Annotated in this window: 15 protein-coding genes; 11 read left to right on the plus strand and 4 right to left on the minus strand. The window is 64.4% G+C overall.

Features of this window, described 5'->3' with window-relative positions:
- Position 1 precedes the first annotated feature (1 nt).
- From astA to AAHE99_RS15810, 6 genes are read left to right on the plus strand one after another with little or no spacing between them, the layout of a single operon-like run.
- On the plus strand, positions 2-1,054 hold the full coding sequence (gene astA, locus AAHE99_RS15785) for an arginine N-succinyltransferase (RefSeq protein ID WP_342118309.1): 1,053 nt from the start codon (positions 2-4) through the stop codon (positions 1,052-1,054).
- Positions 1,047-2,522 (plus strand): succinylglutamate-semialdehyde dehydrogenase, encoded by a 1,476-nt coding sequence (astD, locus tag AAHE99_RS15790; RefSeq protein ID WP_342118310.1) that lies wholly within the window; start codon positions 1,047-1,049, stop codon positions 2,520-2,522. Before astA ends, astD begins: the two co-directional genes overlap by 8 nt.
- Positions 2,523-2,530: 8 nt before the next feature.
- Entirely contained in the window at positions 2,531-3,874 is a 1,344-nt protein-coding gene (astB, locus tag AAHE99_RS15795) for an N-succinylarginine dihydrolase (protein WP_342118311.1), read from the plus strand.
- 20 nt (positions 3,875-3,894) lie between these two features.
- Entirely contained in the window at positions 3,895-8,601 is a 4,707-nt protein-coding gene (locus AAHE99_RS15800; protein WP_342118312.1) for an NAD-glutamate dehydrogenase domain-containing protein, read from the plus strand.
- A complete protein-coding gene (locus tag AAHE99_RS15805; RefSeq protein ID WP_342118313.1) occupies positions 8,598-9,590 on the plus strand; it encodes a succinylglutamate desuccinylase in 993 nt (330 codons plus the stop codon). Before AAHE99_RS15800 ends, AAHE99_RS15805 begins: the two co-directional genes overlap by 4 nt.
- A 21-nt stretch (positions 9,591-9,611) precedes the next feature.
- A complete protein-coding gene (locus tag AAHE99_RS15810) occupies positions 9,612-10,112 on the plus strand; it encodes a DUF1993 domain-containing protein (protein ID WP_342118314.1) in 501 nt (166 codons plus the stop codon).
- On the opposite strand, the gene AAHE99_RS15815 is transcribed toward AAHE99_RS15810, so the two are convergent.
- Positions 10,113-10,241 carry a hypothetical protein gene (locus AAHE99_RS15815; protein WP_342118315.1) on the minus strand — a complete coding sequence of 43 codons (129 nt, stop codon included), beginning with the start codon at positions 10,239-10,241 and terminating at the stop codon, positions 10,113-10,115.
- A 216-nt stretch (positions 10,242-10,457) separates the two neighbouring features.
- Here AAHE99_RS15815 and AAHE99_RS15820 point away from each other — a divergent pair, with 216 nt between their 5' ends.
- The 5 genes from AAHE99_RS15820 to AAHE99_RS15840 are packed head-to-tail and all read left to right on the plus strand — an operon-like array spanning position 10,458 to position 17,764.
- Positions 10,458-11,933, plus strand: coding sequence for an APC family permease (locus AAHE99_RS15820; protein WP_342118316.1), 1,476 nt, complete (start codon positions 10,458-10,460; stop codon positions 11,931-11,933).
- Positions 11,934-11,936: 3 nt separating this feature from the next.
- Positions 11,937-13,895 (plus strand): S9 family peptidase, encoded by a 1,959-nt coding sequence (locus AAHE99_RS15825; protein ID WP_342118317.1) that lies wholly within the window; start codon positions 11,937-11,939, stop codon positions 13,893-13,895.
- Between the two features lie 5 nt (positions 13,896-13,900).
- Entirely contained in the window at positions 13,901-16,174 is a 2,274-nt protein-coding gene (locus tag AAHE99_RS15830; RefSeq protein ID WP_342118318.1) for a diguanylate cyclase, read from the plus strand.
- A 46-nt stretch (positions 16,175-16,220) separates the two neighbouring features.
- Positions 16,221-17,039, plus strand: coding sequence for a hypothetical protein (locus AAHE99_RS15835; protein ID WP_342118319.1), 819 nt, complete (start codon positions 16,221-16,223; stop codon positions 17,037-17,039).
- Positions 17,039-17,764, plus strand: a complete 726-nt coding sequence (locus tag AAHE99_RS15840; RefSeq protein ID WP_342118320.1) for a hypothetical protein — start codon at positions 17,039-17,041, stop codon at positions 17,762-17,764. Before AAHE99_RS15835 ends, AAHE99_RS15840 begins: the two co-directional genes overlap by 1 nt.
- Here AAHE99_RS15840 and AAHE99_RS15845 read toward each other — a convergent pair.
- Genes AAHE99_RS15845 through AAHE99_RS15855 form a run of 3 tightly spaced genes read right to left on the minus strand, consistent with a single transcriptional unit; the run spans position 17,751 to position 21,887 of the window.
- Complete coding sequence (locus AAHE99_RS15845) at positions 17,751-18,041, minus strand: YkgJ family cysteine cluster protein (RefSeq protein ID WP_342118321.1); 291 nt, start codon at positions 18,039-18,041, stop codon at positions 17,751-17,753. The two genes, AAHE99_RS15840 and AAHE99_RS15845, sit on opposite strands and share 14 nt — an antisense overlap.
- 2 nt (positions 18,042-18,043) lie before the next feature.
- On the minus strand, positions 18,044-20,200 hold the full coding sequence (locus tag AAHE99_RS15850; RefSeq protein ID WP_342118322.1) for an FUSC family membrane protein: 2,157 nt from the start codon (positions 20,198-20,200) through the stop codon (positions 18,044-18,046).
- A 10-nt stretch (positions 20,201-20,210) separates the two neighbouring features.
- Complete coding sequence (locus AAHE99_RS15855) at positions 20,211-21,887, minus strand: M14 family zinc carboxypeptidase (protein WP_342118380.1); 1,677 nt, start codon at positions 21,885-21,887, stop codon at positions 20,211-20,213.
- Positions 21,888-21,947: the final 60 nt, after the last annotated feature.

The raw sequence follows: 21,947 nt of genomic DNA on the forward strand, positions 1-21,947 counted from the left end.
TATGCTAGTTGTACGCGCCATTAAAGCGAATGACCTGGACGGATTGTTCAACCTGGCCAGCCAGGTGGGCACCGGCATGACCACGCTGAAGCCGGACATGAAGATGATGGGCGACCGTGTCGCCGTCGCCGTCGCGTCCTTCAACGAAACCATCCCGCCGGAAGAACGCGACTACATGTTCGTGATGGAAGACACTGCGACCGGCCGCCTGGCCGGCGTGTGCGCCATCAAGGGCGCGGTCGGCCTGACCGAGCCGTTCTACAACTACCGCATCGGCACCCTGGTGCACTCCAGCCGCGAGCTGAATGTGTTCACCCGCATGGACACGCTGTACCTGTCGAACGACCTGACCGGCTGCTCCGAGCTGTGCTCCCTGTTCCTGCACCCGGACTACCGCCAGGGCAACAACGGCAAGCTGCTGTCGAAATCGCGCTTCCTGTTCATCGCCCAGTTCCCGCACCTGTTCGAGCAGAAGATCATCGCCGAGATGCGCGGCTACCAGGCGGAGGACGGCAGCTCGCCGTTCTATGAAGGCCTGGGCCGCTACTTCTTCAAGATGGACTTCCACCACGTGGACGATTTGACCGCGCTGGGCAAGAAGTCCTTCATCGCGGAGCTGATGCCGCGCCAGCCGCTGTATGTCGACTACCTGCCGCAGGATGCGCAGGAAGCGATCGGCAAGGTGCACCAGGCCACCGCGCCGGCGCGCCGCCTGCTGGAGCAGGAAGGCCTGCACTACGAAGGCTATGTCGATATCTTCGATGCCGGCCCGGTGCTGCAAGCGCGCGTTTCCGAACTGCGCGCGATGCGCGACAGCGAACTGGCGATTGTGGAGCGCGATACCGATACCGCGCACGCTTGCGCCCTGCACACCACCGAACCATACCTGGTGTCGAACACGGTCATGAAGGATTTCCGCATGATCCTGACCGACGCCAATCCATCCGACGGCAGCATCGACTTGTCGTCCGAAGAACAAGCGCTGTTGCATTGCCACTCCGGCGAAACCGTGCGCACCCTGTCTCTCAACGTGAGGAAGAACCAGAATGTCTGATAAAGCACTGAGCAATTTCATCAACGGCCAATGGAAGGCAGGCCACGGCGAGACCATCGTGACCACCAACCCGGCCACCGGCAAGCAGACCTACGCTTCGCAGGAGTCGACCGCGAGCGATGTGGCGGAAGCCGCGCAGGCTGCGCGCGCCGCGTTTGAAGCCTGGGCCTACCGTCCGCTGGAAGAGCGCATCGCCATCGTCACCAGGTTCCGCGACCTGCTGAAGGAAAACGCGGAAGACCTGGCGCAGACTATTTCCGAAGAAGTCGGCAAGCCGCTGTGGGAAGCGCGCACCGAAGTCACCACCATGGCGAACAAGGTGGATATCTCGATCACTTCCTACGGCGCGCGCACCGGCGTGAGCTCCTCCAAAGTGGCCGACGGCGAAGCCGTGCTGCGCCATCGTCCGCACGGTGTGTTCGGTGTATTCGGTCCTTACAACTTCCCTGGCCACCTGCCTAACGGCCATATCGTTCCTGCGCTGATCGCCGGTAACACCGTGGTGTTCAAGCCGAGCGAGTACGCGCCGCGCACCGCCATCAAGACCGTGGCGCTGTGGGAAAAGGCTGGCGTCCCAGCTGGCGTGATCAACCTGGTCAACGGCGGCCGTGAAACCGGCATCGCGCTGGGCCAGAATGAAGAAATCGACGGCGTGCTGTTCACCGGCTCCAGCCAGACCGGCGCGGCGCTGCACAAGCAGTTCGGCGGCCAGCCCGGCAAGCTGCTGGCGCTGGAAATGGGCGGCAACAATCCGCTGATCGTGTGGAATCCGACCGATATCGACGCTGCCGTGTTCATGGCGGTTTCCTCCTCCTTCATCTCCGCCGGCCAGCGCTGCACCTGCGCGCGCCGCGTGATCGTGCAGAAGGGCGAGCAGGGCGACGCGTTCGTCAAGCGCTTCGTGGAAGTAGCTTCGAAGCTGGGCGTAGGCGCTCCGGCCGCCGAACCGGCTCCGTTCATGGGCCCTGTGGTTTCCGCTGCCGTGGCCGAGCGCCTGGTGCAGGCGCAGGCCGACATGGTGGCCAAGGGTGGCAAGCTGCTGCTGGAAATGCGCCAGCTGGAGCCGGGCACCGGCTTCGTTTCCGCCGGCATCGTGGACACCACCGACGCCAAGGGCATCCCTGACGAAGAATGGTTCGGCCCACTGGCACAGATCATCCGTGTTGACGATTTCGACGCCGCGATCAAGGCCGCCAACAACACCGGCTACGGCCTGGCCGCGGCCCTGATCTCGACCGACGAAGCGCTGTGGCAGAAGTTCCAGCTGCGCGCCCGCGCCGGCATCGTGAACTGGAACCGTCCGACCACCGGCGCGGCCAGCTCGGCCCCGTTCGGCGGCGTCGGCAAGTCCGGCAACCACCGTCCAAGCGCATACTATGCGGCGGACTACTGCGCCTACCCGGTCGCTTCGATCGAGAACAGCGCCCTTGAAATGCCAGCCAAGCTGTCGCCTGGCATGAACTTCTGAGGATGAACATGCCATCTGCACGCGAATATAACTTCGATGGCCTGGTTGGGCCGTCGCACAACTACGCCGGCCTGTCGTTCGGCAACGTAGCGTCCTTCAACAACGTCAAGAGTGCTTCCAATCCGAAGCAGGCGGCCCTGCAGGGCCTGGCCAAGATGCGCGAGCTGGCCAAGCGCGGTTTCGCGCAGGCGCTGCTGCCGCCGCAGGACCGTCCGAATTTCCGCCTGCTGCGCAGCCTGGGCTACAGCGGCTCGGATGCGGACGTGATCACCAAGGCGTATAACGATTCGCCGGTGATCCTGGCGTGCGCCTACTCGGCATCGCCGATGTGGACCGCCAATGCGGCCACCGTCAGCCCATCGGCTGACACCTCGGATGGCCGCGTGCATTTCACCGCCGCGAACCTGAACAATAAGCTGCACCGCGCTTTCGAGCACACCCAGTCGGCCCGCGCGCTGCGCGCAATCTTCAAGGACCCGCGCTTCTTCGCGGTGCATGACGCACTGCCAGGCACCCCGGCCTTCGGCGACGAAGGTGCGGCCAACCACACCCGCCTGTGCGACCAGCACGGCAACCCTGCGGTGGAGCTGTTCGTGTACGGCCGCGTGGAGTTCGATCCTTCCGCGCCGGCGCCGAAGAAATTCCCTGCGCGCCATACGCTGGAAGCTTCGCAAGCGGTGGCCCGCCTGCATGGCCTGGACCCGGCGCGCTGCGTATTCGTGCAGCAAAACCCGGAAGTGATCGACCAGGGCGTGTTCCATAACGACGTGATCGCGGTGGGTAACGGCAATGTGCTGTTCTACCACGAGCAGGCGTTTGCCGATGAACAGGCGGCGCTGGCCTCGATCCGCGCGGCGATGCATGGCGTGGGCGCGGAGCTGGTGGCGATCCGCGTGCCCACCGCCGAAGTGTCGGTGGCGGATGCGGTGTCGTCCTACCTGTTCAACACCCAGTTGCTGTCCAAGCCGGATGGCAAGATGGCGCTGGTGACGCCGCATGAATGCCAGGAAGTGGCGTCGGTTGCGGCTTTCCTGGAGAAGCTGGTGGCGTCCGGCGGTCCGGTGAATGAGCTGATCCACTTCGACCTGCGCCAGTCGATGCGCAACGGCGGCGGGCCGGCTTGCCTGCGCCTGCGCGTGGCGCTGACCGATGAGGAAGCGGCGGCCATGCACCAGGGTGTCGTCATGACCGAAACGCTGTACCATACCCTGGTTGCGTGGGTCGAGAAACACTACCGCGACCATCTGGAACCAAAAGACTTGGCAGATCCGCAATTGGCTGTCGAAGTGCACACCGCACTCAAAGAGCTGGAACAGATCCTGGGCTTACCCGGCCTCTACGATCTGGCATAACAACGAACCTGGAGAAGCAGATGAAACAAATGCCACAAGAGCTGCGTAAGCAGACGCTGGAACTGGTCAAGGCCAGCGGCCCGATCGCCCAACTGATCGAAGCCTGGCTCGGCTCACTGGACGATGAAGACCTGGCCGACCTGTCGCCCGGCAGCCTCGCCCCAGTCCTTGTGGAAGGTTTCACCCAGCTGTCCAAGCGCACCACGTCCGGCTGCCAGATCGCCAAGCTGCAGTACCAGGAAGCCCGCGGCGGCCACGCCACCGCGCTGCTGATCGTCAATGACGACATGCCTTACCTGGTCGACTCCATCGTGATCGCCATGCGCAAGCTGCGCGTCGGCTCCAACGGCGTGCTGAACGCCGTGCTGCCGGTGCGCCGCGCCGCCGACGGCAGCGTGGAAGCCGTCGGCCAGCAAGGCGACAAGCTCGAATCCATGGTCCTGTGCCTGCTGTCCGAACAGCTGGAAGACGCCGCACTGGCCGAACTGACAGAACGCATTGAAATGGTGGCGCGCGACGCCGCCATCGTAAAGCGGGACCAGGCCGCCATGAAGGACCGCTTCTCCACCGTCGCCGCCGAATCCTCGGCCCACGGCGAAGAAGGCCAGGAAGTCGCTGCCTTCCTGCAGTGGGCGCGCGACGAAGGCTTTGAAGTGCACGGCTACGCCTACTACCAGGTGAAGCCGGGCGCACGCGAACTGGAACGCGACATCCCGAGCCGCATCGGCGTGCTGCAGGACACCGCGCACCCGGTCTACGGCACCTGCCTGGCCAACATCCCGGGCGACTTCGACACCCTGTCCAAGCGGGCCCACACCCTGTCCATCGTCAAGGCCGACGTCGCAGGCACCCTGCACCGCGACCAGTCGCTGGACTTCATCGGCGTGCGCCACACCGACGGCAAAGGCGCCATCCTGGGCGAACACTGCTTCGTCGGCCTGTTCACCCGCGCCGCGACCCTGACCCCGCTGGCCCGCCTGCCATTCGCACGCGGCCGCATCGCACAAGTGCTGAAGATTGCCGGCGTGCGCGAAACCGGCTTCCGCGCCGAGAAATTCATCGAGATCCTGGAATCGCTGCCGCGCACCGAAGCGCTGGAAGCGGAACCTGAATGGCTGGCCGAAGTGTGCGGCGCCGTGGTGTCGCTGTACAAGCAGCCGCGCGCCAAGGTGTTCGCCCGCCGCGACGTGTATGCCCGCCACCTGAACGTGCTGGTCTACCTGCCGCGCGAACGCTACTCCGCCACCGTGGCGCACCAGCTGGCGCGCGCCCTGCAGGAAAGCTCCGGCGCCACCCACGTCAGCTCGCAGACCCTGGTGTCGGACGGCCCGCTGGCCCGCCTGTACCTGATCGCCCACGCCGCACGCTACCCGCTGGATCTGGAAAGCGATATCCAGCGTCCGCTGCTGACTATCCTGGACGGCTGGCACGACGCCTTCTCCGAACTGGCCGACAAGGTTGGCGAAGAGCCGCTGCGCAACAGCCTGCGCAAGCTGTGCTCCACGCTGCCGGTCGACTACGTGGCAGCTACGCCTCCAAGCGTGGCCTTCCATGACCTGGACAAGATCCTGCGCAATGGCGACGGCGAGCGCGTTGCAGTGCGCGTCGAACTGCCATCCGAAGGCAATGCCGCGACCACCATCCGCCTGTATTCGGTGGACCGCGTGCCTGCGCTGTCGTCCATCCTGCCGGCGCTGCATAACGCCGGCGTCGCGATCGAACGCGAATCGGCCCACACCATCCGCACCGCGGACGGCAAGAAGCACTACATCACCAGCCTGGCCGTTGACGCGCAAAGCGCTTCCGAGCTGGCGCGTCCTGGCGTAGTGGAAGTGGCGCAGGAACTGTTCAACGCCCTGTTCAACAACGAAGCCGAAGACGGCCGCCTGAACGGCCTGGTGGTCGAGGGTGGCCTGAGCCTGCGCGAAGTGCAGCTGGTGCGTGCTTACATGAGCTACTGGCGCCAGGGCGGCAGTCAGTTCACCGTGCGCTATATGGCGGAAACCCTGCGCCGCCACCCGGCGCTGGTGAAGGAGCTGGTCGATGCCTGGAAAGAGCGCTTTGACCCGCAGCAGCCGGAAGCCACCCGCAACGCGGCCAAGGACAAGCTGCTGGCCATCAAGGGCCGCCTGACGTCGATCAACCACGCCGACACCGAAGTGATCTTCGCTTCGATGATCGACCTGATGCTGGTTACGCTGCGCACCAACTACTTCCAGAACGCGCAGCAGGGCGACAAGATCATCTTCAAGTTCGACACCAGCAACCTGCACCTGATTCCTGAACCGCGTCCGTTCCGCGAGATCTACGTGTTCTCGCGCCGCTTCGAGGGCGTGCACCTGCGCGGCGGCCCGGTGGCGCGCGGCGGCCTGCGCTGGTCCGACCGTATGGAAGACTACCGCACCGAGGTGCTGGGCCTGGTGAAGGCGCAGATGGTGAAGAACGCCGTGATCGTGCCGGCCGGCGCGAAGGGCGGCTTTATCTGCAAGCAGATGCCGAAAGGCGCCGCACGTGAAGTGGTGGCGGCGGAAGGTGAAGCATGCTACCGCCTGTTCATTTCCAGCCTGCTGGAAGTGACCGACAACCGCGTGCTGGGCAAGATCGTGGCGCCGGAAGACACCGTCCGCTACGACAATGACGACCCGTACCTGGTGGTGGCGGCCGACAAGGGCACCGCAACCTTCTCCGACATCGCCAACAGCATCGCGGTGAAGCGCGGCTTCTGGCTGGGCGACGCCTTCGCATCGGGCGGCTCCAACGGCTACGACCACAAGAAGATGGGCATTACCGCCAAGGGCGCGTTCGAAGCGGTCAAGCGCCACTTCTACGAGATGGGCCACGACATGAACACCACCCCGTTCACCGTGGTGGGCGTGGGCGATATGTCGGGCGACGTGTTCGGCAACGGCGTGCTGCTGTCGAACCAGATCAAGCTGCTGGCGGCGTTCGACCACCGCCACATCTTCCTGGACCCGAATCCGGATACCGCGAAATCCTTCGCCGAACGCCAGCGCATGTTCGCACTGCCGCGCTCCTCGTGGGAAGACTACAACAAGGACCTGATCTCGAAGGGCGGCGGCGTGTTCCCGCGTACCGCGCGCACCATCGAGCTGTCGCCTGAGATCCGCGCGGCGCTGGACATCGAGGAAACCTCGCTGGCGCCGGAAGAGCTGATGCACCGCATCCTGCTGGCCCCTGTGGACCTGTTCTACAACGGCGGTATCGGTACCTACATCAAGTCCTCGGCCGAAACCCACGCGCAGGTGAAAGACCGCGCCAACGACAATATCCGCGTCAGCGGCAATGAGCTGCGCTGCAAGGTGGTGGCGGAAGGCGGCAACCTGGGTGCGACCCAGGCCGGCCGTATCGAATTCGCCCTGGCCGGCGGCCGCATCTTCACCGATGCGATCGACAACTCGGCCGGCGTGGATTGCTCCGACCATGAAGTGAACTGCAAGATGTGGCTGGACGTGGAAGTCAACGCCGGCCAGACCTCCGAGGCAGACCGCAACCAGCTGCTGAACGAGATGACCATGGAAGTGGAACGCCTGGTCCTGCGCGACAACATCCAGCAAACCCGTTTGCTGGTGCGCGAGCAGCAAGCCCAGTCCGAGGCGCATGTGCAGGACGGCTACGCCGACCTGATCGCCGACCTGGAAGAGGAAGGCGCCCTGTCGCGCGAACTGGAGCACCTGCCTAGCGTGGCCGAACTGGCACGCCGCAAGGCCGATGGCCGCGGCCTGACCACGCCGGAACTGGCAGTGGTGATCGCCAACGTGAAGAACCGCTACAAGCGCCTGCTGTCGGCCATGCCGCTGACGGACGAAAGCTGGGCGGAGAAGGTGCTGCGTCCTTACTTCCCTGAGCAGCTGGTGGCGACCCGTCCGCCGCTGAACCACCCGCTGGCCAACGCCATCCTGGCGACCGTGCTGGCGAACGAGGTGGTGAACCGTTGCGGTCCATTGATGATCCGCGAACTGGCGGCGGCGCACAACTGCAGCGAGCAGGATGTGATCCTGGCCTGGGGCCAGGCATGGTCCGCGCTGGACCTGGCGCCGATCTTCGACACCCTGGATGCGGACGCCCTGGTGGTGCCGCGCCATGTGGCGATGCGTGTGGATGCACGCACCCGCTCGATGCTGAAGGCGGTGATCGAGGGCGTGCTGGGCGTGCCGAAAGAGCAGCTGCGCGGCGCCGGCATTGCCGAACTGACCAAACTGTTCGCCGATCCGGCCACCGTGCGCAAGATGGCGGCCGATGTGCAGTCCGAAGCAGCGACCCACAGCGGCCTGCGTGCCGAGTTTGTGCAGGCGTGGAATGCGGTCGATGCGCTGGAAGGCGTGGCGGCATTCGTGTTCGCGGCGCTGTCGGTCAAGCGTCCAGCGGGCATGGACCTGCCGGGCTTCCTGGCTGTCGGCATGGCGCTGCGTGCGCAAGCCGGCATCGATACGCTGGAGCGCGGCCTGAAGCTGGCGGCGACCTCCAAGTCGCAGGAACAGTTGCGCAGCTACGCGCAATCGGCCTTGCGCCGTACGCAGCAGAAGCTGCTGTCGCAGGTGCTGGCACGCGCCACCGATGGCCACGACGCGGTCGAAGCGGTGGAGGTTGTGACCTGCACCCTGGGCCTGTCCGGCTACGCAACTTCGGCTGACCTGGAACAGGCCATGCTGGATGTGTGGGCACTGTCCGAGGCAGTCAACGCAGCAGGGATGACGCAAGCAGCATGAGTAATTCCGTAGCACCCCTGCCAGCCGCCGTGCGCGCGCTGGCAGAAGCCGACTTCAGCGCCGTTGCGCGCAGCTTCACCGAGGCCGGCTTTGCCGTCGGCCAGCCAGCCGACGGCATCATCACCATCCGCCGCCCGGACGCTGCGCGTCCAGCGGTGCTGGTCTCCGTCGGCGTCCACGGCGACGAAACCGGCCCGATCGAACTGGTTGCCTACTTGCTTGACGCCCTGGCTCAAGAGCCACAAGCGCTGGCGGTCGACCTGATGCTCTGCGTCGGCAACATCGGCGCCATCCGCCAGGCCAAACGCTTCATCGACGCAGACCTGAACCGCATGTTCCGCGCCGAGCGCGGCACCCTGGCCGGCACCGCCGAATCCGCCCGCGCGGACGTCATGATCGCCGCCACCAGCGAATTCTTCGCCAATGCAGGCAAGGAGCGTTGGCACCTCGACCTGCATACCGCCATCCGCCCCAGCGTCTACCCAACTTTCGCCATCGTCCCCGACCTGATCGCCGACGACGCGAAAGAGCAGTTGATCGCCTGGCTCGGCGAAGCAGCCATCGGCGCCATCATCATGAACCCGGCGTCGGCCGGCACCTACAGCTACTACAGCGCCGAGCACCACGCCGCCGCCGGCACCACGGTGGAACTGGGCCGCATCGGCACCCTGGGCCAGAACGACCTGTCCCAGTTCGAAGAAGCCCGCATCGCCCTGAACCGCCTGTTGCGCGGCCAGGCGCCTGCCAAAGCCGCAAAGCAGGCCCACGTCTACAAGGTCGCCCAGAACATCATCAAACTGAGCGACAACTTCACGATGGCCTTCGGCAAAGAGACGCAGAATTTCACCGCCCTGAAAAAAGGCGACGAAATCGCCCGCGACGGCGACACCGTCTACACCGTACAGCACGACGAAGAACTGGTAGTATTCCCCAACCCCGATGTACGAATCGGCCTGCGTGCCGGAATGATGGTCACGCGCGTGAAATAAGCACCCCGAAAGGAGTAGCGCATGTCCCTGTCAATGTACAAAGTCTCCGCGCCCGTCTTCGTGCGCGGCCTGAAGGTGATGGCTGAACTGCTGCGCAAGGCGGAAGCCAGCGGCAAGGCGCCGGAAGCGCTGCTGGCGGCGCGCCTGGCCGACGACATGCTGCCGCTGACCGCCCAGGTGCAGCGCGCCAGCGATACCAGCAAACTCTCGATCGAACGCCTGACCGGCGTCGCAGCGCCGAAATTCCCCGACAACGAGGCCAGTTTCGAGCAGCTGCAGCAGCGCATCGCGAACACGATCGCTTATATCGAAGGGGTAGGGGAGGAGCATTTCGCGGACAGCGAAACGCGGGAGGTGGCGCTAAGTTTCGGCAGCTTCAAGCCGACCTTCACAGGCGAAAGCTATCTGCTGACCTTCGCGCTGCCGAACTTCTACTTCCACGTCGTGACCCTGCACGACATCTTGCGGAACCAGGGAGTCAAGATCGGCAAGATCGACTACCTGGGTCCTTACGAAGGCTAATCAGCTGGCCAGGCCGCTGCGCAGCGCGTAGGTGGCCGCCACGACCAGCAGGGCCAGCCCCAGCGAGATCACTGCAGTCGCCGCCATGGGATGGAAACGGGACGAAACGGTAGGGATCTTTTTGTACATGGTTGGCTCCTTCTCAGTGGCGGTTTTGCATGAGTTGCAGATTATCAATGCGCGCGGCGCCAAGCTAGATCAATGCTGTATCAATGGTAAGGACTTGTAACAAGCCGCTAACGTGGGCTGAGCACCACGATTGCCTTTCCTGCATCAAATTCCTTTAGGTTCAATATCTGCGAGGTCTTATAATCGTGGGGTTTTTTTGTCCTGAAGGATATGCCTGTGAATCAATCGTTGGTCCAGAAGCTGACCCGTACCAAGCCGGCCCCTGTGGAAACTGATAGTGGCGCCAGCCTGCACGGGGAGGGCTTGAGCCGCTCCATCGGCCTGTTTTCGCTGACCATGATCGGCGTCGGCGCCACGATCGGCACCGGTATCTTCTTCACCATGGTCGAAGCGGTGCCGAAAGCCGGCCCCTCCGTGGTGCTGTCCTTCCTGCTGGCGGCGCTGACCGCCGGCCTGACTGCCCTGTGCTACGCCGAACTGTCGTTCCGCGTGCCGGCCGCCGGTTCCGCCTATTCCTTCGCTTACCGCACCCTGGGTGAGTTCATGGCCTTCATCGTGGCCTTCTGCCTGCTGCTTGAATACGGGCTTGCGGCCAGTGCCACGGCGATCGGCTGGTCGGACTACCTGAATAACTTCCTGGTCAATGCCTTCGGCTGGCAGATTCCAGAGCATCTGCGCTCGCCGATGATCGTCTCGACCGCCAACGGTACGGTATGGAATGTGGGCCACTTCAACTTGCCGCCGGTGATCCTGGTGGTGCTGTGCTGCTTCCTGCTGGTGCGCGGCGCCAAGGAATCGGCCACCGCCAACGCCATCATGGTGATGATCAAGCTGGCAATCCTGATCTTCTTCGCCGCCATTGCCTTCACCGGTTTTGACACCAACAACTTCACGCCATTCCTGAAGCCTACCGCCGGCGAGCTGCTGCCCGGTGCGGCCGGCATCGCCGCTGCGGCGGGCACGGTGTTCTTCTCCTTTATCGGCCTGGACACGATTGCCACCGCCGGCGAAGAGGTGCGCAATCCAAAGCGCAACGTCCCGATCGGTATCATCGCCGCGCTGATTATCGTGACCGTGTTCTACATGCTGGTGGCCATGGCGGCCATGGGCGCCCAGCCTGCGCACATGTTCGAACACCAGGCAGCCGGCCTGTCGGTGATCCTGCAGAACGTGACCGGCAAGGCGTGGCCTGCGCTGGTGCTGTCGGCCGGTGCGGTGATTTCCGTGTTCTCGGTGACCCTGGTGACCATCTACGGCCAGACCCGCATCCTGTACGCGATTGCCAAGGACGGCCTGGTGCCGAAAGCCTTCCAGAGCGTGAACCCGAAATCGCACGCCCCGGTGGCCAATACCCTGATCGTGAGCGTGGTGGTGGGCGTGGTGGCAGGCCTGGTGGACTCCACCTTCCTGTGGGATATGGTGTCGATGGGCACCCTGACCGCCTTCATCGTGGTGTCGATCGCGGTGCCGGTGCTGCGTTCCAAGGAGCGCGCAGCGGGTACCTACACCAAGGGCGGCTTCCGCGTGCCTTTCGGTCCTTACTTCGTGCCGGGCCTGAGCATCCTGGCCTGCGCCTACCTGATGATCAACCTGTCGCACGCCACCAAGATGATTTTCACTATCTGGATGGCCGTTGCAGTGATAACCTACTTCATCTACGGAATCCGCAACTCCCGGCTTAATAAGGTGTAAAGAATGCAGGTCAAAGCAATCGCCCAAACAGTTTTCCTGGCTTCGGCCATCATCTCTGGGGCGGTTGCCCAGGCCGGGCCGGCCAGCCAGGCCATCCGTGACTACCGCGCGGTAGCCATCTCCCCCGCCGGCGACCGCGTCGTGTCGCTGGAAGCCATCGACGCCGGCAACGGCAAGCGCCCGCATGCGACCGTCGTGGTGCGCGACGCTGCCAGCGGCGCCATCGTCTCCGAATTCGATCCCTGCAGTACCTGCGGCTACGACAAGCCTTCCTGGTCGCCGGACGGCAAGGCGCTGGCCTTTGTCGGCAGCGACAGCCGTGCGGGATCGGCCTGGCTGTACGTGACCCCGGCGGCGCCCGGCGGCAAGACCCGCTCCGTGGCCACCGTGAAAGGCGTCGCCAGCACCGCGCGCTGGTCGCCGGATGGGCGCACCCTGGCGCTGCTGGCCACCCCCGATGCCAAAAAGGAAACCGGCGCCACTGCCGCTGGCGCACGCCAGGTGGGTGAGATCGGTGTGGACGAAGACGCGCAGCGTATCGCCACCATCCCGGCCGAAGGCGGCGCGCTCAAGCTGGTTTCTCCGGACGACACCTTCATCTACGAGTACGACTGGACGCCGGACGGCAAAGGCTTCATCGCAACTAGCGCCAAGGGCAATGGCGATAACAACTGGTGGGTGGCCAAGCTGTCGTATATCGACGCCGGCAGCGGCGCGCTGCGCATCGTGGCGCATCCTGGCACGCAGCTGAATATGCCGCGCGTGTCGCCGGATGGCCGCACTGTGGCTTATATCGGCGGCTTAATGAGCGACTTCGGTTCCGTCGGGGGCGACATCTACACCGTGCCGCTGGCCGGCGGCGAACCGGTCAACCTGACGCCTGGCTTCAAAGGTACCTTTAACGCACTGGCCTGGCGCGGCAAGGGCCTGTTGGCTAATGCCCTGATGGGCGACAAATCGAATATCGTGGCGCTCGACCCGCAGGGCCGCAGCACTGTGCTGCGTTCCGTTGCGGCTTCCACCAGTGCGGGCGATGGCCGTATGACCTTCAGCGCCGACGGCGCCAAGGCTGCCGCGGTGCAGGAGGACTTCGAACACGCTGGGGCCATCATGGCCGGCCCGGTCGCGTCCATGCGCGCCATCACGGACGATAACGCCCACCTGCAGCCGCAGGTCGCGGTGCAAAACGTCAGCTGGAAGAATGAAGGCTTCAGCGTGCAGGGCTGGCTGATCGGTCCGCGCAATGTGGAGGCGGGCAGGAAGTATCCGATGATCGTGCAGGTGCACGGCGGCCCGGCCGCTGCTGCCTCGCCGCGCTATATCGCGCCGGGTGAGCAGGGCAGTCCGCTGCTGCGCGAGCTGGTGGAGAAGGGCTACTACGTGTTCCTGCCGAACCCGCGCGGCAGCTTCGGCCAGGGGCAGGCGTTTGCGCGCGCCAACCGCCGCGATTTCGGCGGCGGCGACTTGCGCGATATCCTGGCCGGCGTTGATGCCGTGGCGGCGGTGGCGCCGGTCGATACCAACCGCATGGGGTTGATGGGGCATTCCTATGGCGGCTTCATGACCATGTGGGGTGTGACGCATTCGCAGCGCTTCAAGGCTGCGGTGGCTGGCGCTGGTATTGCGAACTGGATTTCGTATTACGGCCAAAACGGCATTGACCAGTGGATGATTCCATTCTTTGGCGTGTCGGCTTACGATGATCCGGCCATCTATCGCCAGCTGTCGCCAATCGAGTCGATCAAGGTCGCGCGCACGCCGACGCTGGTTTATGTCGGTGAACGCGACGTCGAATGCCCGCCGGCGCAGTCGATGGAGTTCTGGCATGGATTGAAGGCGATGGGCGTGCCGACGTCTCTGGTCATTTACGATGGTGAGGGGCATAGCATCCGCAAGCCCGAGCACCAGCGCGACCTGCGCAAGCGCACCATTGAGTGGTTTGGACGTTACCTGGGCGAGTAAGCGGCATGCGTTTGAGGCTCAAGTTGATGACGGCCCTGCTGGCGACGGGGCTGGGGTCGGTGGTGCTGGTGGGTGGGGTTGCCTACGTCAGCGTCAACTACAAGGTCGACAACCTGCGCAAGCAGCAGGCGGCGGAGCATTTCCATACCTATATGACGGCCTATCTGACCGAGTATGGGGACTGGCATACCGCGATCAAGACGGAATCGTTCGACCGCTTCGTGCGGCGGCAGGAGGGTGAGCGGCCGCGTGATGGTGGCGAGCTGCCTAGCGAGATGCTGGAGCGTATGCCGCCGCGTATCAATGAGCAGGCTCGCATCAGGGATGCGCGGCCGGATGGGGGGCAGCCGCCGTTATTACGCGAGGCGCGAAATGGCAGCGGCGCGGCTGACGCCACCCGTCCACAGCCAGGCCAATCCAGCGTTCCAGCGGCCGCCCAGCGTGGCGCCTACGGCCCACCGCCGGAAGGGCAACGTGGCCCAGGCGAAGGCGCTCGCGGAGGCTATGGCCCGCCACCGGAAGGCCAGCGAGGTCCGGGCGAAGGCGCGCGGGGCGGCTACGGCCCGCCACCGGAAAGTCAGCGCGGCCCCCGCGAGGGCGCCCGCGAAGGCTACGGCCCACCGCCAGAAGGTCAACGCGGTTCAGGCGAGGGGGCGCGCGACGGTTACGGTCCGCCACCGGAGGGCCATCGCGGTCCACGCGAAGGCGCCCGCGACGGCTACGGACCGCCACCGGGAGGCCCGCGCGGCCCCCGCGAGGGCGCCCGCGAAGGCTACGGCCCACCGCCAGATGGTCAGCGTGGCCCAGGCGAAGGTGCGCGCGACGGCTACGGACCGCCACCGGGAGGTCAGCGCGGCCCCCGCGAGGGTGCCCGCGAAGGCTACGGCCCACCGCCAGAAGGTCAGCGTGGCCCAGGCGAAGGTGCGCGCGACGGCTATGGCCCACCACCGGAAGGTCAGCGCGGCCCCCGCGATGGCGCCCGCGACGGCTATGGCCCACCGCCAGAAGGTCAACGCGGTCCAGGGGAGGGGGCGCGCGACGGTTACGGCCTGCCGCCGGAAGGTCAGCGCGGCCCCCGCGATGGCGCCCGCGGCGGCTATGGCCCACCGCCGGAAGGCCAACGCGGCTCGCCAGCGCGCGCAGGCGCGCGTCCTGCGCCACAAGGGCAGCCTCCACTTGGAGACCGCCCTGACGCTGCGCAGCCGGCGGCAGCTGACAATGCACGCGCTGCCGGCCCAGCGCCGCCCGGCGAACTCGATGACCATCCCGGCGAGCCCCCGCCGCCACGGCGCCACGGCGACGGCCCACCCCCATTCCGCTTCGTGCTGGCCGACGCCGACTACAACGTCCTGCTGGGAGGCGGCCAGTTCGGCCGCGGCGACGTGCTGCCGGAAAAACTGCGCGCCACCGCCCGCCCCATCATCGTGAAAAACAAGACCGTCGCCTATGTGTCCAGCGAAGGCGCCCCCAAGCCCACGCCGCAGGAACAGAAATACATCGACGCCCTGTACAACTCCCTATGGTGGGGCATCGCCGCCGCAGCCGGCCTGGCCACGCTGCTCGGCGTGCTGTTAAGCCGCGGCCTGTCGCGCAGCCTGAGCGGCCTGACGAAAGCAGTGAAAGGCATGCACAAAGGCGAACTGCGCCAGCAAGTGCCAGTGAAAGGCAAGGACGAAGTAGCCGTCCTGGCCACCGCCTTCAACGAAATGAGCGAACAGCTGGCGCAAAGCCACGAAGAGCTGAACGCCTCGCACGCCACCATCCTGCAGCAAGCGGAGCAACTGCGCGAACTCAGTATCCGCGACGCCCTCACGCAGCTGTACAACCGCCGCCACTTCGACGAACAGGCCAACACCCTGTTCAACCAGGCCGTGCGCCACAAACGTCCGCTGGCGCTGGTGATCTGCGATATCGACCACTTCAAGAAAATCAACGACACCTACTCCCACGCCACCGGCGATGTGGTGCTGCGCCACGTCGGCAATATCCTGCGCAAGCACATGCGCCTGTCCGACCTGGTCGCCCGCTACGGCGGCGAGGAATTTGTGATGGCCTTGCCGGAAACCCCAGGCCCGCAAGCCGCCGCCCTGTGCGACAAACTGCGCACGCTGATCGAAAGCTTCCCATGGCACGAAGTCCATCCAGAGCTGAAGGTCACCATGAGTATGGGCGTGTACGCCGACATCGCCGTCGGCAGCGCGGAAACCATGCTGCAGAAAGCCGACGCGCTGCTGTACCGCGCCAAGGAATCCGGCCGCAACCGCGTTTGCTTCGCGTGACAATTGGCGTAATTTCAACGGGGCCGCGAGTGCTATTCTCACGGCCATGAAAATTGCATTACCTGTAGCGCTGCTCCTCACAGCAACCATCCCGGCGACGGCGGCGGACGTCGTCCCGCTCAACTTCATCCACGGCCTGCCTTTCGTCGACGTCAAGATCGGCGCCGCCAGCGAGCGTATGCTGTTCGATTCCGGCGGCAGGATTGGCCTGTCGGTTGCGCTGACCACCGCCGCCAAATCGGGGTCGGTAAAGCTGCTGAAGTCAAAGTACACCTTCCAGGACCTGAAGGGCCAAAGCTTCGAAGTGCCGGAACTCGTCGCACACCGTGTCCGCATCGGCTCCACGCAGCTGGGCAAGGTGAATGGACACGTCCACGTGAAATGGGGCGGAGGTGCGGACACCGGCCCGGAGGCCGTACTGACCCGCGCACGCGAAGCCGGCGCCATCGGGCTGGAGGCCTTCACCAGCCACCCCCTGCTGTTCGATTACCAGCGCAGCACCATGACCATCTTCGAGACCGGCCAGGCGCCCAAGATGGCGCAATCGCTGCCGCTCGCATACGGCAACGAAGGTCCGTACGTTGTCGTCAAGTCCGGCGGCAAGTCGCTGAAGCTGGTGCTCGACACCGGCACGCCGGTCAACCTGCTCGACCAGAGAGCATTGGACTGCGGCGACAAGTGCGCCAGCCCGCGCCTGGCCAACCCGCGCGACGTCAACGGCAAATCGCTGCTGGCGCAGGACGCCGAAATCGCGGACCTGGGCGGCGCCCCGTTCGACGGCATCCTGGGCGCGCCCTTCTTCCGCAGCTACCGCGTCCTGTTCGACATCAAATCAAAACAACTGCACCTCTCGCCTTACCAGTAATGAACCTCAAATACATCCTGCCAGCTCTGGTGGCTGCCGCGCTTTACCCATGTTCCGTCCAGGCAGAGGATGACACCCAGGTTTATATGATGGCCGGTGAACTGAACTACGTCGGGGGGCTGTCCGCCGAGGCCAATGAAAAACTGTTCGCCCTGTACGACGCGCAGGCGAAGAAGCCCACTGTCCTGGCGATCCGCAGCCCTGGCGGCGATACTGAACTGGGCATGGCGCTGGGCCGATGGGTCTACCAGCACAAGCTGGACGTGAAGGTGCTGGAAAGCTGCAATTCCTCCTGCGCAAATTATGTGTTTACCGCCGCACGCAACAAGATCGTCAGCAACTTCGCCATCGTTGGCTACCACGGTGGCTTAAGCAGCGCGAGTTTCGACATCGACAATGAGTCGCTGGACAACCTGGCGAAGGAGTTTGGCGGCGACCGGGAAAAGGCGCGCGCGGCGGCCAACGAACTGACCAGGAAAGCCATCGCGCCCCAATTGGAACGCGAAGTACAGTTCTTCGAAACCATCGGGGTGCAGCAGCGGATCACCACGCTGGGCCAAGCCGATAGATACATGAAGGCCGCGCCTGACAATGCAGTGGCTTGGTACTACGGTGTCGAGGACTTCGCCAGGTTAGGCGTCACCAATATCACGGTGATCAACCCGCCGTGGCAGCCGAAGATGCTCGCCCCCGGCAAGACTGTATTCAAGGTCACGGTTGAATAGGCGGAAGCCCGTGCATGGCGCGGGCTTTATTGCATTCAGGGGTGTATTCGGTGAACTCGCGGCAGGTGGATGAGCGCTGCGGGTAGATGGTGCAGCCAACCTGCTTGCCTACCTCGCCCGACAGCGCGATACAGCGCACCGGCTTCGCCTCCGTGCCGCGCATGGCGGCACGGTGCGGCGTGACCGGCACGGTTAGCTGCGCCGGCACGTCCTCGCCCCAGTAAAACGAAACCCGGAAGCTTGCGCAGCACGCGCCGCAGTGCTGGCAGTGGGACATCGTTAATCCTCGAGGGAGACGTTGCGGACAATGGCGTCGCTATGCACGATGATCTTGTCCGCATCGGCCTGCAGCAGGCGGATGCGGCGTTGCACCAGCGGCCAACCGGACCAGCTGACTTCCGGCTCGACAGCAGCCTCGCGGCGCAGCGGTGCCGCCGGTGGCGTGGCCCCGGTGTGGCGTGACAAAGCCACCGACAGCGTGCGGCAAACGGACGCATGGCTGGCCGCCAGCATCGCATTCACCGCATCGGTCGGGATATCCCGTACATGGCGGCGCAGGATCGCCCGCAAAGCCGCCACGTGCGCCACCAGCAGGTAGTTCTGCACGATGAACAGGTTGATATCCTCGGCCGCGCGCTGCTTGCTTTCCGGCTCGTCCAGCATGCGTACCAGCGCTGCGCTCAGCGCCGCCAGCGCATCCATCAGCCGTTTACGCTGGATGCGGTAGATAAAGTCATTGCGGTACTTGCCCTGCAGGAGGTCGAAACTGGCCTCCATATAACTCAGGTTCACCTCCAGCACCTGCTTGATCAGGCGCGGCAAGGACTGGTACTCCCAGTTCGCCAGCACAAAGCTGAACGCCGTCGCAATCGCCGCGCCGACGAAGGTATCCACCAGCCGCTCGGAAATCAGGTTGCTGCTCGGCGCCACCAGGTACATCCACAGCAGGATCATCACCGACACCGCAATCGCCGCATAGCGGTAGCGCAGGTAGATGAAGGTCGGCGTGGCGATGGACGCCAGCACCAGCACCGCCAGGATCGCCGCCGGGTGCGGCATGAACTTCAGCACCAGCGCCGTGATGATGCAGCCGATGATGGTGCCGATGATGCGGTCCGAACGCCGCTGCTTGGTCATGCTGAACGAAGGCTTCAGGATGATCACGATGGTCAGCACAATCCAGTAGCTATGCGCCTTGTACGGCAGCATGGCCCCAATCGCCAGCCCGGCCGCAATCGCCATCGACACCCGCAGCGCAAAGCGGAAGATCGGCGAATCCATGCGGAAGTGCGACAGCATCAGCTGCAGCTCGTACTTCTGCTGCGACAGGAACGGCTGCATATCCATATCGCGCCAGAACGGCGTGTCCTCGTAGACCTTCTGGCTGGCCACGTGCAACTCGCCGATCATGCGGATGATGGCCATGATCTTGTTGCGCTGGGCGCGCAGCACGGTGACCGCTTCGCGGCGCGGCTTGCCCGCATCGAGGTCGTCCTGCAGGCCGGCGATCTGCTGCTCCAGCGCCATCAGCTCCGGCGTGTAGTCCACCTCGGGATGCGAGGCGCGGTTGCGGGTAACGGCGTAGGCCACCGACTCGATATCGCGTGCCGCCTTGTACGCCAGGTCGTGCAGGGTGCGCAGGGCCGGCGAATCCAGCAAGTGCGTGCGCAGCGCCGCGTAATCGGTATGCGTGGCCAGGATCTGTTCGTACAAGTCCAGCATGCAGACGTGGACCTGCACCACCACTGCATCCTTGCGGTTGTTATGCGCGCGCAGGATCAGGTCGCGCGAAGCCTGCTGGCGGTCGGCCAGCAAAGCCTGGTGGCGTACCAGCTTGTTGAACTGCTCGGTGAGGTTGTAGCGCGTGTCGTAGAAGTCGGCCTTGATGTCGATATAGGCCGCCAGCTCGAACAGCGCCTCCGCCAGCACCTGCTGCTTGATGCGGTGGCGCAGCAGCCAGGCCACGCTCATCGCGTACGCCAGGTAGGACAGTGCGCCCAGCATGAACAGGCCGGCGTGGCGGAACGATTCGGCCGGCGTCAGCACGTGTTCGGTCGACATGGTCATGATGAACAGCGTCGCCAGCTGCAGCGGCATCGATTTCTTGCCGTAGACGACCATCATGCTGGCGAAGAAGCTTACCGCCACCAGCATCGCCATCAGCAGCCAGTAATACGGGCCGCAAAGGCTGATCAGCAGCGTGACGGCGCTGCACAGCAGCACCGATGCCATCATCTCGTTGAATTTGTGGCGCAGCGGGCTTGGCATGTCCATCAGCGCCGTGCACAGCGCGCCGATGCCGATCGACATGGCCACATGCGTATCGGCCAGCCACATGAACAGCGCAATAATGCCCACCAGGCCGGCGCCGAAGCGCAGGCCCAGGTGGAAGTAATGGCTGTAGAAGAAAGTGCGGGGGTCTAGTGCGTAGTGCATGGGCCCCGTCTTACACAATCGACAGGACAGGGTAGCGGCGCCATTCCGGCTCGCGCTGTCGCTGGCAGTTGTGGAAGATGAAGTACAGCACCGCGTCCTTGTCCTTCACCAGCGCCGGGTTGGCGGCTTTCCAGCTTTCAAACTTGGCCTTGGTCTCAGGCTCGGTGGCCAGGATGTCGGCCGCCAGGTCTTCGAACACGTAGTCGGAGATGTCTTCCTTGCGCTCCAGGACGGAGTTGAAGAAGCCCCAGCGGAAGAAGGAGTCGTGCGCCTGCGGTTCCAGGGTCTCGACGGCGTAGCGCGCGTTGTCCTGGTCCAGCGAAACGTACCAGTCGCCGGCGGCCAGTTCGAACGAGCCTTCGCGCTTTTCGACGCTCACTTCGTTATGGAACATATGGCCTTCGTAGGCGTTGGGACGCGAGACCACGTTGGCGATGTGGTAGTACTGCGCCTGCACGGTGGTCGGCGCTTCGATGCGGGTCATCTGCACGCCGTTCCATTGCAGGCGCTCGATCACTTCGCGCCATGCCTGCGGGATCACATAGGCTTTTGGCGCCTTGATCACGGTGTCGGCAGGGAAGCGGTTGAACCACTTGATATCGCGCGCCCATGGCTTGCTGCGGTCGTAGGACAGGCGGATATAGTCGCCCAGCTTCGAAGGCGTGCGTTGCGCTTCGTAGCCCTTGAAGTGGAAGGTGCCTGGATTCTCTTCATCCATGCGCCAGGTGACGGCCCATTCCTTTTGCTTGCGCTGGGTGGCCTTGGCGGCGGCACGCAGTGCCTTGATTTGCTCGCCGTGCTTGACGGTGAAGTTGCGCACGGTGTCGACCAGGGCGCGCATGGAGTCGTAGCGGTCGGCGTACGGCTTCAGCATGTGCGTCTCCGGCATGAAGCCGATGATGTTGTGCAGCGCCGTGAAGCCGGTCGAGAAGCGTGCGGTTTCCAGGAAGTCGGCGATGCCGTCGTCCGGCGTTTCCGCCACCGGGTTCACGTAAGGGCAGGTTGGCCAGCCGGCGCCTGCCATGTCTTCGTAAATCTGCGGCAGCATGGTGTCGCGCAGGAAGGCGCCCAGCTCACCACCCAGCTTGTCGCACTGGGTGTGGATCAGGGTCATGGTGTAGCTGTAGTCGGCGCCGTTGGAGGTGTGGGTATCCACCATCACGTCCGGGTCCCAGGCGGTGATCAGCTGGTTGAAGAACTTCGCGTTCAGCGTGTCGCATTTGATGAAGTCGCGGTTCAGGTCCAGGTGGCGGCTGTTACCGCGGAAGCCGAACATCTCCGGGCCGTCCTGGTTGGCGCGCGAGGTGTTCTGGCGGTTCAGGCAGCCGTCCACGTTGTAGACCGGGACGAACAGAAGCACGGTCTTGCCCAGGGTCGCCAGCAGCTCCGGCTTGAAGCAGAAGTCGCGCACCATGGCCATGCAGGAGTCGATGCCTTCCGGCTCGCCAGGGTGGATGCCGTTGTTGTTGAAGAAGACCGTACGGCCTTCGCGCTTGATCTGTTCGCGGTCGAATACGCCGTCGGCGCTGACCACGCCCACATGCAGGGGGATGCCGCCGTCCGATACGGCTGCCTGTTCAAATTTCAGGATATTCGGGAAGCGGCGTGCCAGTTCTTCGTAGAAGGCGATGCACTCGGTCCAGAGGGTGGTCTGGTTTTTATTGCCTTTTTCGTAAGGCGTGAGCATTTCTTGCATGGTCTGGATCTCAGGTTTCTGCATGTGGGGGAGGTCAGGATTTTACCACTT

The organism is Pseudoduganella sp. OTU4001 (assembly GCF_038440195.1).
In the GTDB taxonomy this organism is placed as follows: domain Bacteria; phylum Pseudomonadota; class Gammaproteobacteria; order Burkholderiales; family Burkholderiaceae_D; genus Rugamonas.